Origin of the sequence: Lentzea aerocolonigenes, assembly GCF_000974445.1 — a bacterium.
In the GTDB taxonomy this organism is placed as follows: domain Bacteria; phylum Actinomycetota; class Actinomycetes; order Mycobacteriales; family Pseudonocardiaceae; genus Lentzea; species Lentzea aerocolonigenes.
On record NZ_BBOJ01000003.1, the window covers coordinates 378,231 to 391,744 of the forward strand.

12 protein-coding genes are annotated in these 13,514 nt (G+C 69.4%); 7 read left to right on the plus strand and 5 right to left on the minus strand.

The annotated features are described in order from the left end of the window. Positions 1-196 precede the first annotated feature (196 nt). The 4 genes from AOM45_RS07720 (at position 197) to AOM45_RS07735 (ending at position 5,345) form a co-directional block, all read left to right on the plus strand. On the plus strand, positions 197-634 hold the full coding sequence (locus AOM45_RS07720; protein ID WP_030467058.1) for a roadblock/LC7 domain-containing protein: 438 nt from the start codon (positions 197-199) through the stop codon (positions 632-634). 3 nt (positions 635-637) lie between these two features. Then, positions 638-988, plus strand: coding sequence for a DUF742 domain-containing protein (locus tag AOM45_RS07725; protein WP_030467059.1), 351 nt, complete (start codon positions 638-640; stop codon positions 986-988). After that, on the plus strand, positions 972-1,559 hold the full coding sequence (locus AOM45_RS07730; RefSeq protein WP_030467060.1) for a GTP-binding protein: 588 nt from the start codon (positions 972-974) through the stop codon (positions 1,557-1,559). The genes AOM45_RS07725 and AOM45_RS07730 overlap by 17 nt, the downstream gene beginning before the upstream one ends. 78 nt (positions 1,560-1,637) lie before the next feature. Then, positions 1,638-5,345, plus strand: a complete 3,708-nt coding sequence (locus AOM45_RS07735; RefSeq protein WP_051783119.1) for a 5'-nucleotidase C-terminal domain-containing protein — start codon at positions 1,638-1,640, stop codon at positions 5,343-5,345. On the opposite strand, the gene AOM45_RS07740 is transcribed toward AOM45_RS07735, so the two are convergent. After that, the gene (locus AOM45_RS07740) at positions 5,317-5,634 is read right to left on the minus strand and encodes a cupin domain-containing protein (RefSeq protein WP_051783121.1); all 318 of its coding nucleotides are present in this window, start codon (positions 5,632-5,634) and stop codon (positions 5,317-5,319) included. The genes AOM45_RS07735 and AOM45_RS07740 overlap by 29 nt on opposite strands. A gap of 50 nt (positions 5,635-5,684) precedes the next feature. Between AOM45_RS07740 and AOM45_RS07745 the strand changes: the two genes are divergently transcribed. Further along, positions 5,685-6,269 carry a helix-turn-helix transcriptional regulator gene (locus tag AOM45_RS07745; protein ID WP_030467063.1) on the plus strand — a complete coding sequence of 195 codons (585 nt, stop codon included), beginning with the start codon at positions 5,685-5,687 and terminating at the stop codon, positions 6,267-6,269. Here AOM45_RS07745 and AOM45_RS07750 read toward each other — a convergent pair. Both AOM45_RS07750 and AOM45_RS07755 read right to left on the minus strand, forming a co-directional pair. Beyond that, positions 6,266-7,672, minus strand: a complete 1,407-nt coding sequence (locus tag AOM45_RS07750; RefSeq protein WP_030467064.1) for an FAD-dependent monooxygenase — start codon at positions 7,670-7,672, stop codon at positions 6,266-6,268. The genes AOM45_RS07745 and AOM45_RS07750 overlap by 4 nt on opposite strands. A 55-nt stretch (positions 7,673-7,727) precedes the next feature. Continuing rightward, complete coding sequence (locus AOM45_RS07755; RefSeq protein WP_030467065.1) at positions 7,728-7,976, minus strand: DUF4242 domain-containing protein; 249 nt, start codon at positions 7,974-7,976, stop codon at positions 7,728-7,730. An 87-nt stretch (positions 7,977-8,063) separates the two neighbouring features. Between AOM45_RS07755 and AOM45_RS07760 the strand changes: the two genes are divergently transcribed. Next, a complete protein-coding gene (locus tag AOM45_RS07760) occupies positions 8,064-9,770 on the plus strand; it encodes an AfsR/SARP family transcriptional regulator (RefSeq protein WP_030467066.1) in 1,707 nt (568 codons plus the stop codon). Here the strand turns inward: AOM45_RS07760 and AOM45_RS07765 are convergent. Then, positions 9,767-10,324 carry a CGNR zinc finger domain-containing protein gene (locus tag AOM45_RS07765; protein ID WP_030467067.1) on the minus strand — a complete coding sequence of 186 codons (558 nt, stop codon included), beginning with the start codon at positions 10,322-10,324 and terminating at the stop codon, positions 9,767-9,769. The two genes, AOM45_RS07760 and AOM45_RS07765, sit on opposite strands and share 4 nt — an antisense overlap. Before the next feature lie 83 nt (positions 10,325-10,407). On the opposite strand from AOM45_RS07765, the gene AOM45_RS07770 reads away from it, so the two are divergent. Next, on the plus strand, positions 10,408-11,358 hold the full coding sequence (locus AOM45_RS07770; protein ID WP_030467068.1) for an EamA family transporter: 951 nt from the start codon (positions 10,408-10,410) through the stop codon (positions 11,356-11,358). A gap of 648 nt (positions 11,359-12,006) precedes the next feature. Here AOM45_RS07770 and AOM45_RS07775 read toward each other — a convergent pair. Continuing rightward, a complete protein-coding gene (locus AOM45_RS07775) occupies positions 12,007-13,203 on the minus strand; it encodes an HNH endonuclease signature motif containing protein (RefSeq protein ID WP_082157629.1) in 1,197 nt (398 codons plus the stop codon). Positions 13,204-13,514: the final 311 nt, after the last annotated feature.

Genomic DNA, 13,514 nt, shown 5'->3' on the forward strand with positions numbered 1-13,514 from the left:
AGCTCGGCGGTAGACCCCGCCGACGTGGTTGTCGCCGACCGGGCGCGACAACCGTACCAGCCGCTCCGCCAACTGCCGCACCCGCCGGTCAGAGCACGGTCATTCACCCTGGCGGCGAAGGACCGCCCTTGCCCTGCTCCGCAGGCGTCCGTTTCCTCCCCGGTCTGAAGACCGGGGTATCCACGAAGGAATCCCGATGAGCACGTTCCCCGCAGCACGAACCAGCGTCGAGGCGCAGAACTTCAACTGGCTGGTCACCCGCTTCGCGCAGGGCACCCCCGGCGCCCTGGCCGCGATCGCCGTGTCCTCCGACGGCCTGCTCATCGCGATGTCGTCGGACCTGGCGAGGGAGAACGCCGATCGGCTGGCGGTGATCTGCTCGGCCGTGCTGAGCCTCGCGGGCGGTGTGTCCGAGTGCCACCCGCTCGGCGAGCCGGACAAGGTCATCGTCGAGCTGGGGCACGGTTACCTGATCGTCTGCACCATCAGCATCGGCTGCGCCCTGGGCGTGCTGGCGTCCAAACAGGCCAGTCTCGGCACGATCGGCTACGAGATGGCGATGTTCGCGAACCGCGCCAGCTCCGTCCTCACCCCGCAGGTGATCGAGGAACTCAAGTTCTCGGTCGGGCGGTAGGACGTGCCCGACCGAGACGTCTCGCTGCTGCGGCCGTACCTGCTCACGTCCGGACGGACCGAGCCGATCGACCGGAACCTGGAGATCGAGACCCAGGTGCTGACCAGTGAGCTCGGCGCGGCGTCCCACGCGAGCCTGTCGTTCGAGCGCCGCGACATCGTGGCGCTGTGCACCAAACCTGTGTCGGTGGCGGAGGTCGCGGCGATTCTCGGGCTGCACATCGGTGTGGCCCGAGTCCTCGTGGCGGACCTGGCCGCGCTCGGGTACCTCGCCGTCCACCGACCGGTCGCAGGCCTCGCCGGCGACCCCGCCATGATCGAGAGGATCATCCGCCGCCTTGAAGCCATCAGTTGAGACCCGCACCCCGACACCGGTCAAGATCATCATCGCGGGCGGTTTCGGAGTCGGCAAGACGACAGCGGTGTCGTCCATCTCGGAGATCACGCCACTGCGGACCGAGGCGGCCATCACGACGGTCTCCGAGGACGTGGACCGCACCGCCCACGTCCCGGACAAGACCACCACCACGGTGGCGCTGGACTTCGGCTGCATCACCATCGACGACGACGTCAAGCTGTACCTGTTCGGCACACCGGGCCAGGACCGCTTCGGCTTCATGTGGCGCGACCTCGCGCTGGGCGCGCTGGGCGCACTCGTCATCGTCGACACCCGGCGCATCGACGACTGCTACCCGGCCGTCGACTACTTCGAGAAGACAGGGCTGCCGTTCGTCGTCGCCGTCAACCTGTTCGAGGGCAAGCTCAGCCACGCCCAGGCGGACATCCGCTGGGCGCTGGCGATCGGCGACCACGTCCCGTTGATCACCTTCGACGCCCGCGTCAAGCTCTCGGTCCGGGACGCGCTCCTGACCGTCCTGCGCACCACGTTGGACCGTGCGACCTCCCAGCAGCAACCCGGCCGTTAGGGTCGTTCGGCCGTAGGAGGCGCTCGCGAACGGACCTAAGCTTTGAGCGGGTCGGGGCAGGCACCTGGAGGATTTGTCATGCGCCGCACCCGCATGTTCGTCCTGGCCGCCGTCGTGCCGATGGTGGTCGTGTCCCCTCCCGTGACCGCCGCGGCGGCTCCCTCAGCCGGAGCCGCCGCGCGGGCCGTGTTCTTCGCCTCCGACGGCATGAGGCCCGACCTGGTCGACAAGTACGCGGCCGCGGGTGCCATGCCCACCTACGCCAAATTGATGGCCGACGGCGTCAAGGGCGCGAACGGCATGGTCCAGGCGTTCCCGCCCAACACCGGGGTCGGCTGGTACACCATGGCCACCGGCACCTACCCCGGCGAGCACGGTTCGACGAACAACACCTTCCACCGCACCGGTGAGCCGAACTTCAACAACCGCACGTCGTTCTCCGCCAGCGGGGTGCTGCAGGCGGACACGCTGGCCGCCAGTGCCGAACGGGCGGGCAAGAAGGTCGCCCAGATCGACTGGGTGGGCGGTGCGGCGGCGAAGATCACGGGACCGACCGTGGACTTCGCGAACTTCTTCTCCACCCGCGGCGTGCTGACGGCGCCGGTCGTGGCGGACGAGCAGGCGGGCGCGGCGGCGTTCGGGCTGTCGTACCAGGTCGCGGCGTTCAGCCCGGCCGACGGCTGGACGAACGTGCCCGCCGGCGATCCCGCGGCTGTCCCGCAGCAGACCACGCTGACCATCGCGACGACGTTCGCGGCGCAGAACCCCACCCGCGTCTACGACGTCTACGTGTACGACTCGAACAGCGACGGCACCGCGGCGTACGACCGCGTGCTGCTGGCACCGACGAGCGCGGGCAAGAACGCCGCGCAGGCCGTGTCACTGGCGCAGGGCGACTTCAAGGAGGTCAAGCTGCGCGGCCCGGACGGGTTGATCGGCGCACGCGCGGGGCAGGCCGCGGGCTTCTACACGAAGCTGATCGGCCTCGCGCCCGACCTGTCGTCGTTCAAGCTGTACTTCACCTCGGTCGAACGCCTCATCGCCACGTGCGGCACGGCGGCGTGCAATGCGCTGCCCGCGGGCGGGGCCGGTGAGGACCGGCTGGAGAAGTACCTCGCCGAGAACGTGCCGACCGCGGTGGCCGCGGACTTCGCCCCGATGGAGGCGCGGATCATCGACGAGGACACCTACGTCCAGCAGGGCCTCGACCTGGAGAAGGCGTACGGCGACGCGGTGCTCGAGTACGTCCTGGGCACGTTGCAGCCGGACACCCAGCTCGCGCAGGTCGGCTACCCGGTGACCGACGAGTTCTCGCACCAGTTCCTCGGGCTCACCGTCCCCACCGACATGGACGGCGCCGCGAACCCGTACTTCGACGACCTCAACGGCGACGGCGTGAAGGACAACCGCCTGGCCATCCGCGAGGGCTACCTCCGCGCGGCCTACCACGAGGCCGACGCCAAGCTCGGGCGTGCCCGCGCGCTGATGGGCGGCAACCCGACGACGATGGCGGCCAGTGACCACGGGTTCGCGCCGCAGTGGTACGCGCTCAACGCGGGCAAGGTGCTCGCCGACGCGGGCCTGCAAGGTGCCGAGCAGACCGGCAACTGCCGGGTCGCGGCGAGTGGTGTCACCAAGGCGAAGGCCTGCTACGCCGGTGGCACCGCGCAGATCTACATCTCACTCGCCGGCCGCGATCCCGGCGGCGTCGTGCCCGCGGCCGACTACGAGGCCGTGCGCACCCAGATCATCAACGCCTTCAGCGGACTCACGCACAACGGCAAGCAGGTCGTGCTGAAGGTCATGAAGAAGGAGGAGCTGCGCAACGTCGACGGCTCCGACTCGCTGCACCCGTCGCGTTCCGGTGACGTGGTCGTGGTGACCAGGCCGCCGTACCAGTTCGACGCGGCGACTCCCGGCCAGACGGTCGCGTTCAGCCAGTTCTTCGGCCAGCACGGCTACCTGCCGGAACTGGTGGACCTCGCGCACAGCGTGAACATGCACGCGGTGTTCATCGCGTCGGGTCCCGGCATCCGCAAGCAGAAGCCGCTCGCCGGCGTCCGCGCGATCGACCTGGCGCCGACCATGGCGTTGCTGCTCGGCGTGCCCGGCCCGCAGAACGCGCGCGGCCGCATCCTCTACTCGCTGCTGCCCCAGCCCGGCGCGTTGAAAGAGCTGACCGTGCTGAACATCAGCGACTACCACGGCCAGCTGGTGCCGCTGTCCGAGGCGGCCGACACGGTGCCCGGCGGGACCGACCCGGTGTTCGGCATCGGTGGTTCGGCGTTCCTCAAGCCGTGGTTCGACCTCTACCGCGCGGAGGCCACCAACGGCTCGATCACCGTCGCCGGCGGTGACTCGGTGGGTGCCACACCGCCGATCTCCGCGTTCTTCGGCGACAAACCGACGATCGAGCTGATGAACGCGATGGGCTTCACGTTCGACGGGCTCGGCAACCACAACTTCGACAAAGGCCAGGCGTACCTGCGCCAGACCTTGATCCCGTTGGCGCAGTACAAGTTCCTGTCCGCCAACATCGTGGACGCGAACGGCAAGACTCCCCCGGAGTGGGCGCCGTCCGCGGTCGTCGACGTCTTCGGCGGCGTCAAGCTCGGCATCATCGGGTACTCCAACGACGATCTGCTGGAGCTGACCGCGCCCGGTGCGATCGCCCCGTTCCAGCTGACGAACTCGACGGCGGCGGTGAACGCGGAGGCCGCGCGGCTGAAGTCCCGCGGTGTCAACGCGATCGTGGCGCTCGGCCACCTCGGGGCCACGGCGGGCACGATCACCAACCCGACGGGTCCGGTCGTGAACCTGGCCGACAACGTGTCCAATGTGGACGCGGTGCTCGGTGACCACACCGACTTCCAGGTCGTCGCCACGCGCTCGAACAACGTGCTGGTGACGGAGAACCGCAGCAAGGGCCTCCGGTTCACCCGCGTGCGCCTGGTCGTCGACACGAACGTCAAGAAGGTCGTCTACAAGACCGCGGACTTCCACAAGCCGTGGGACATCAGCGTCACCGCCGATCCCGCGATCCAGGGCCGCATCAACGACCTCAACGCACAGCTGGCACCGGTGCTCAGCACGGTGATCGGCAGTTCCACCCGCGTCATCCCGCGTGCCGACGCGTGCGGCAACGCCCAGGGACGCACGTGCGAGTCGTTGGTGGGCAACACGGTCACCGACGGCATGAGGCTCAAGTACGGCACGGACTTCGCCATCACGAACTCCGGTGGCCTGCGCGCCGACCTGACGTGCCCGGCGACGGACAACCCGAGCGACTTCTGCCCGGCTTTCACCCCGCCGCCGTACCCGATCACGCGCGGCCAGGTGCTGGGCGTGCTCCCGTTCGGCAACGTCGTGACGACGCTGAACGTCAACGGTGCCGAGCTGAAGACCATGCTGGAGAACGGTGTCTCGCAGATGCCCGCCGTGAACGGCCGCTTCCCCGAGGTGTCCGGGCTCTGCTTCACCTACGACATCGCGGCTCCCGCCGGGTCCCGCGTGGTGTCCTCGGTGCGGCAGGCCGCCGACGGGTCGTGCACCGGAGCACCGGTGGACCTGACGGCCGCGGCGACGTACTCGTTGGCGTCGAACGACTTCATCTCCAACGGCGGCGACGGCTACCCGAACTTCTCCAGCCGGGTCACCACCAGGGAGATCATGGACCAGGTGCTGGCCGACCACATCGCCGCGAACTCGCCGGTCAGCCCGGCGATCGTCGGCCGGGTCACCTGCACGACGAGCGGCGCTACCGCGTGCCCGGTGGTGGTGCCGTGATCCTCATGCCGGGTCGGCGCTGGTGCGAGGTGAGGTAGGCGAGCCCATTCGCACCGGCCCGCACCGACCGGCGGCTGCCGCGTGGCAACCACACCACGGCGCCGGGCACGAGCCGTTGGTCGCCGCTGTCGAGGTGCACCACGCCGTCACCCTCGACCGCGACCAGGAGCACGTCGAGGTCGGGCTCGACGTGCTCGCCGATGTGGTGCTCCGGGTTCAGGCGCACCAGGTTCGCGTCCAGCTGCCTGCCTGGATCTGTCAGCCGCCAGTCGACCGTCGCCCCTGTCATGACCCCATTCTAACTATTTCCACGAGTGGGACTCGTGTAATACTGCTCGCATGGCTCGGCGGGATGAGGTGCTGGCAGTGCTGCGCGACGGTCCGCGCACCCTCGCCGAGATCGCCCGCGAGGTCGGCATCCACCCCAACACCGCACGGTTCCACCTGGACGCGCTGGTGTTCGAGCAGCTGGTCGACCAGCTCGCGGGCACGTCGTCCGGTCGAGGCCGCCCGCCCGCCACCTACGCGTTGCGTCCGGTGATGGCACGCGGCGGGCACCGCGACTACCGGTTGCTGGCGGAGATGCTGCTCGGTGTGGTCCGCGAGAACGAGGCTCCGGAGCGGGTCGGCGAGTCGTGGGGCCACCACCTCGTCGACCGGCCCGCGCCGGGACGGGCCACCGACGCGACCGGCGGCGTGGTCGCCCTGCTCGACCGCATCGGCTTCGCGCCTGAACGCGTGCCCGACGGCATCAGGCTGTGGCACTGCCCGTTCCTGGAGCTCGCCGAGCAGAACCGGGACGTGGTGTGCCCGCTGCACCTGGGGCTGATCAGGGGCGCGCTGGCCGAGCTGGGGTCGCCCGTCACCGTTGCGCGCCTCGTGCCGTTCGCCGAGGGCAATGCCTGCAAGGCGTACCTGGGTTAGCCGAACCAGCGCGCGAGGTGCTCTTCGAGGTCCTGCTGGTCGTCACCGATCCACGCGACGTAACCGTCCGGCCGCAGCAGGAGGGCCGGAACGTCCAGTGCCGCGGTGGGATCCGCGATGACGTCGACCCGGTCCGACCATCCCCCGGCGGTGAGCCGTTCGGTGCGGTCGAGCACCAGCCCTCTGCCCCGGCGCAACTGGTCGTAGAGACGGCCGATCTTCAGGTCGAGGTCGGGCAGGCGGCGGCCGAGCAGCTCGGGTCCCGGCCCGAAGTCGTAGCGGACGCCGATCGCGGTGATCTTCTCGAGGAGGTACCGGTTCACCTCGTCGAGGTCCATCAGCTCTTCGAAGAGCCTGCGCACGGCCTGTGCGCCCGCACTGGTGGACATCAGCTCCACCTGGGCGCGGGTGTTGTTCAGGACGTCCTCGCCGACCGGATGACGTTCGGCGTGGTAGGTGTCCAGCAACCCTTCGGGTGCCCAGCCGCGGATCTCGCCCGCGAGCTTCCAGCCGAGGTTGAACGCGTCCTGAACGCCCAGGTTCAGTCCCTGACCACCGGCGGGCGGGTGGATGTGGGCCGCGTCGCCCGCGAACAGCACCCTCCCGACGCGGTACTGCTCGACCTGCCTGGTGGCGTCGCCGAAGCGGGACAGCCAGCGCGGCGAGTGCACGCCGAAGTCGGTGCCGGCGACGGCCCGCAGCCCCTCCTTGAAGTCGTCGAGGGTGGCCGTCCGATCCTCGCTGACCGCCACGGCGGGCACCACGACGCGTTGGATCGTTCCGCCGAACGCCCCGACGTGGAACACCTTCCAGGTCTCACGGACCTCGGCCACCTTGGCGGCGACCTCCTCCGGCGGAGCACCGACCTCCATCGCGCCCATCAACGTGTCGTTGCGCGAGGGCTCGCCGGGAAAACCGACACCGAGCACCTTGCGCACCGTGCTGCGCGCGCCGTCACAGCCGACCAGGTAGCGCGCCCGCAGCCGTTCGCCGCCGGCCAGTTCGACGGTCACCCCTTCGTCGTCCTGCTCGACCCCGGTGACCTCGCAGCCGCGCCGGACCTCGGCACCCAGTTCGACCGCGTGCTCCTCGAGCAGCCGGTCGACGACCGGTTGCGGCATGCCGAGCTGGTACGCGTCCTCCATGCCCCGTGGCGCGGGCTTGGGGACCGCGACGAAGGCACCGCCGACCGTGCGCTGCCGCCCGTTCTCGAGGAGGCGGTCCAGCAGTCCGCGCATCGCCATCAGCTCGAGGGTGCGGACGTGCAGACTCACCAGGCGCACGAACGAGGCGACGTGCTCGGGCTCCTTCTCGAGCACGAGCACCCGCACGTCGTGCAGCCGCAGCTCAGCGGCCAGCGTCGCGCCGGTCGGCCCGCAGCCGGCGATGATCACATCGAACATGAACCCAGTCTCGGGGTCACGGCAAGCGAAATAGCCGTCACCCCGCCGGAACCCACTAGCCCTGCACGACCGGGTAGATCTCGTCGGCGACGAGACCGTGCGCTTCGCGGTGCACTCGGTGGGCTGCCTCCGCGTCCGGTGCCTCCACCAGGCAGAAGACCTTGCCCGCCTGGTCGTCGACCCAGTAGTTGAGGTACCGCACACCGTGCTGGTCCTGGGTGCGCAGATCGGCCTCGTGAGCCTCCGCGACGTCCTTCGCGGTGGCGCCGTCGGGCAGTTCGTTGTGGACGTCCATGAACAGCATGGCTTCCTCCTTTTCCGACTGTGCGGCGAGATTAGGCAGCGCAGCGTTCCCCGAGCGTTCCCACGCTCGCGGACGTAAGGTCGGCCCATGCCTGCCACCTGCCAGGTGCGTGTGCTCGGCGGGTTCGGCGTCACGGTGGACGGCCAGCCCGTCCCCACTCATGCGTGGCGCAGCCGGCGAGCCGCCGACGTGGTGAAGCTCCTCGCGATCGAGCCAGGGCACCGGCTGCACCGCGAGCAGGTCATGGAACTGCTGTGGCCCGACCTGCCCGTCGACGCGGCGGGCGCGAACCTGCGCAAGGCGGTTCACTACGCCCGCCGCGCGCTCGGCGACCCCGGCGCGATCACCGTCGACGGCCAGGTGCTGGTGCTGTGGCCGGGCGGGCACCTCGACTGTGATCTCGAACGGTTCGACCAGGCCGCGGATGCCGCGCTCGCGTCGGGTGACGCGTCGGCGTGTGCCGCGGCGGCCGCGATGTGCGGCGGGGACGTGCTGCCGGACGACCGGTACGAGTGGTGGGCGGAGGAACGGCGAACGAAGACCAGGACCCACCACGTCGCCTTGCTGCGCGCCGCCGGTGACTGGACCCGGTTGCTGGAGCTCGACGAAACCGACGAGGAAGCACACCGCGCGATGATGCGGCACCACCTCGCGGCCGGACGCCGTCGAGAGGCGCTGCGCCAGTTCGAGCAGCTCCGCGAGGCGTTGCGCGAACGCGTCGGCGTCGGCCCGGACGCCGAGACGGTCGCCCTCTTCGAGGCGGCGCTGGCCGAGGGTGCCGAACCGCCGTCGGTGCGGCAGACCGTGGCGGTGACCCTCGCCAACGGTCTGGTCGCCTGGGGACGGCGCAACGTCGAGGAGGCCGAGCGGCTGGCGAAGAGGGCACGCCCGCTGGCGTTGGACGCGAACCTCGGGCACGAGCTCGGTGAGGCGTCCACGCTGCTGGCGCTCGTCGCGTACGCGAAAGGCACGTGGCACCAGCAGTTCCGGGAGGAGTTCGCCGACTCGGTCCGGCGGTCCGCGAACCTGGAGGGCGCCGTGTTCGACGCCCACCTGTGCTTCCAGGAGTACTACCTCTACGGACCGGAAGGCCACGAGGGCGCGGAGTCGTTCGGCCGCGACCTGCTCGGCATCGCGACCGAGGCGGACTCGCCGGCGGGCCTCGCGCTGGCACACCTGCTGCTCGGCGAGTTCGCGCTGCTGTCCGGCCACGTCGACGAAGCGTGCGAGCACCTCGACCGGTCGCTGGCCGACGCGGAACGGGCCGGGTGCCTCTCCGCCCAGAGCATCGCGCTCGAACGCGCCGCGGAGGCACGCGTCCGGCGCGGAGACCGGGCCGTGGCCCTCTCACTGCTCGACCGCGCCATGCCGCTCGCGCACTCGTCGGGCATCCGGTCGCACCTCGTGATCCGGATCCACGGGCTGCGGGTGCTGGCCGCCGGCGGTCTCGTCGAGTCACTCGGCGCGGTCCGTGACGGCGAGCGCCTGCTCACGTCAGCGACTCACGTCTGCGATCCGTGCTCGATGGTGTTCCGCATCGAGGCGGCACGAGCCTGCGCGCGGGCGAACGAGCTGAGCCGGGCCCGGCGGCACCTCGCGGAAGCGGAACGGATCAGCGGGCTGTGGCAGGGCGGTCCGTGGTCGGCCGCGCTGTGGGAGGTCAGGGCGGAGCTGCGCCGGGCGGCCGGCCAGAACGCGCAGGCGGCCGCGCTGTTCCTCGAAGCGGCCGAGCTCTACTCGACCCTGCGCAGGCCGATCGAGGAAGATCGCTGCCGGGCGGCCGCGGTCGGTTAGGAACGACCTTCCGCTCGTCGTTCCCGGAACGCGATCATGTTCATCCGGTTGCCGCACCGCACGCTGCAGAACCGCTTGAGGCCGTTGCGGGACAGGTCCAGCAGGAGCCCGGTGCAGTCGTCGGCCGCGCAGATCCGCAGGCGGTCCATCTCGTTCATGCGGATCACGTCGATGAATCCGAGCGCGGCCTCGACCCGGATCCGTTCGGCGAGCGGCGAGCTGGGCTCGGTGGCGTGGATGTGCCAGTCGAGGTCGTCGTGCCGCACGAGGTACGGGAGCGCCTTGGCGTCGCGGAGCATCTTGTTCACGGCCTCGACGGCGTCGTCACGGCTGAGCGACCACACCTGCCGGAGCAGCGCGCGCGTGCGGTGGACGTCGCGCAGTTCCGCCTCGTCGTGGTCGATCCGCCCGGTGTACGGGTAGCGCGCGAGCAGGGCCGCGAGCTGGTCCACCGTGGCCAGCTCGTCCGTGCCGCTGCGCGAGGCCTCCGGTTCGGTGTTGCACAGCTCCACGACGAAGGCGAGAGAGTCCTCCGTGTCAGGGGCAAAACGCAAATTGACTCCTTACCCTTATCAGCCTACCGTCAGGGGCATCATTCAGGTTAGGCCATGACACGACACCGGGCCGGGAGGCAAGCATGGGGATTCCGTCGAAGTCCACCGGCCTGATCGCGGCAACGGTCTCGTTCATCTCGTTCGGCACCTCCGGAGCGTTCGTCAAACCACTCCTGGACCACGGCTGGTCACCGACCGCCGCCGTCACGGCCCGCGCGCTCACCGCGGGACTCGTGCTGCTCCCGTTCGTGCTGATGTCGTTGCGCGGCAAGTGGAACGTGCTCTGGCAGGCCCGGTGGCCGGTGCTGGGCATGGGCCTGTTCGGCGTGGCGATCACCCAGGTCCTGTACTTCGCCGCGATCGCGCGCATCCCGGTGGCGACCGCGCTGCTCATCGAGTTCCTGGCGCCAATCCTGCTGGTCGGCTTCACCTGGGCGGCCAGCAGACGAACGCCCGCACCGGTCGTCCTCTTCGGCTCGCTGCTGGCAGTCGGCGGCCTCCTGCTGGTGATCGGCCCCGGCGCGATCCAAGCCGTGGACCCGATCGGCCTGGCCGCCGCATTCGGCGCCGCCATCGGATGCGCCGTGTACTTCGCGATCGCCGCACGCCCCAACCACGGCCTGCCCCCGGTAGCGCTGGCCGGAGCGGGCCTGCTGGTGGCCGCACCCGTCCTGGCGGTCGTAGGGCTGATGGGCCTGCTCCCGTTCACCGCGACGTTCGACGACCTCCCACTCCTGGGCACGACCACGGCGTGGTGGGTGCCGCTGCTGGTCGTCGCGGTCGTGGGCACGGCGCTGGCCTACGCAACCGGCATCACCGCCTCGGGCCTGCTCGGCTCACGGGTGGCGTCGTTCATCGCACTGCTGGAGGTCGTGTCCGCCTCGGTGTTCGCCTGGCTCCTGCTCGGCGAAGGGCTCGCGCCGCTGCAACTCGTCGGTGGTGGGCTGATCCTCGCTGGGATCGCGTCGGTGCGGGCTGAACGGCAGAAGGTGGAACCGGTCGTGACGCCGGCGGTTGAGGTGGCCTGCCCGTAGCTGACGTTCGGGTCCTGCCGATAGGCGGGTCGCGAAGCAGCTTCCGGGGGTTGGCTTGCGTTGGAGGGTGCTCGGTGCGCGGGTCGGGTTTCGCCGGGGTCGGGTTACGCCGGGGTCGGGTTACGCCGGGGTCGGGTTACGCCGGGGTGTGCGCGGGTCGTTTTGGGATGGTTCGGCGCGGGTTCCAGCGGGGTTGGTCACCTTTTGCTGGTGTGGTCGCCTTTGTGTTGGTGGTTGCGTGGGTTGTATGACGAGCCGGGTCATTTCATCGCCGCTTCGCGACGATTGCGATTGGGGCTTGACTTCGGGGCCCTTGCGAGGCGCTGTGTCGTGCGGAAAAGGTCGGATGCTTCGCACCCGCCCGGTCCGAAAAGGCTAGCACCTCGCTCCCAAAGTCAAGCCCCAATCGCAAGCGTGCGTGGTTGCGTTTGTTGGTCGGCTCACCTCATTACCGCTTGCCCGCGTTCGCATTGCCCTGTCCGGCTCGGCTTCGCCATCGCGGTTGTTGGGGCCTCGGCTTCGCCATTGCATGCGTTGCGGTGGGAGATTCAGCTCGGCGACGCCATTGCCGCTTGCTTCGCAGAGCGCCCTTCATCAGGCTGCTTCCCCCGTGGCCAGGCGACCTTCATCGACACCGCGTCGCTGTGGTTAGGCGGTGTTGACCAGGTTGCGTCTGGGTCTTTGTTGCGGGTCGAGCCAGGCTGGTGCGTAGAAGGTCGGGATGCCGTTCACCATCCCGACTTCCCACTCGCTCTGGTGGATGAGCGTGTGGTGGTGGCGGCAGAGCAGGACGGCGTTGTCCACCGAGGTGTCGCCGCCGTTGGCCCAGTGTTTGATGTGGTGGGCGTCGCACTGTCTGGGCGGTCTGCCACAGCCGGGGAAGGCACAGCCTCGGTCTCGGGTGACCAGGGTGCGGCGGATTGCGGCGGGGAAGGTGCGGGTTTTGCGGCCGACGTTGAGCGGCTGGCCCGCTCCGCCCAGGACCATCGGGATGATGCCCGCGTTGCACGCCAGCTCACGCACCTGCTCGACCGGGACACGGTCGCCGTTGTCGAGGGTGGCGTGGCCGACCTGGTTGGCCAGGTCGTCATAGGGCATGGTCAGCGTCAGGGTGACTGGTTCGCCGCCGTGCTCGGGGAGCTGGTCGGCGCGCAGCATCAGGTCGATCAGCTCGGCCAGGGCGTCGCCTTCGCGTTCCTCGCGGGGGCGCCGGTCCGGGCCCTCGTCCGGGGTCTGCGGGCGGGGCTTGGCCAGCGGGTCGATCAGCGCCTCGTACTTCGCGCCGGTCACCTTGTCCAGCTTGGCGCTGATCTCCAGCTTGCCGTTCTTCCAGCGCATCCAGTGCTGATTGCCCGGCGGCGCAGGCGCGGGGTCACGAGGTTCCGGGTCGTCCTGGTTGATGGCGTAGGCGAGTGTCGTGCCCAGGCGGCGGACCGTGACGGGCTCGAAGTCCCGCGCGTAACCCACCACCGTGACCTCGTGCTCGGCAGGCACGGTCTTCATGATCTCGGCGACCACCGCGACGTGCTCGATCGACAACGCGCCCTCGGCCACCGCCTCGGCGGTGAGCGGGAGCTTGGGAGCGAGTTCGCTGCCGGTCGGGGTGATCTCATTGGTCAGCAATGCGGCATTGGCGATCCATCGCCTTGCGGCGGAAAGATCCCAGCGGACAGCATGCCGCAACACCTGCGGCAAATCCCTGTAACCCAGCTCCGCCGCAACTCCACGCCGATCCAATTCGGCGATCTTGTGCATCAACGAGTTCTCGCGGACGCGAATTTCCGTCACCTCGTCGACGACACTGCGCAGCAGCTCGTCAGTGGAGAGGAGGCGGGTTTCGATCACGTGTTCTAATCTACCGCAAGATCACGACAGGATAACGGGTAAAGCCGCACACGATCGAGTGAACCAGCAATGGCAAAGCCGAGCCGGACAGGGCAATGCGAACGCGGGCAAGCGGTAATGAGGTGAGCCGACCGACAAACGCAACCACGCACGATTGCGATTGGGGCTTGACTTTGGGTGCGAGGTGCTATGCTGGTTGGATCGGCCGGGCTCCTTATGCCCGGCTTTTTAAGGCCGATGTGCGCCTCGCAAGGGCCCCGATGTCAAGCCCCAATCGCAATCGTCGCGAAGCGGCGATGAAATGACCCGGC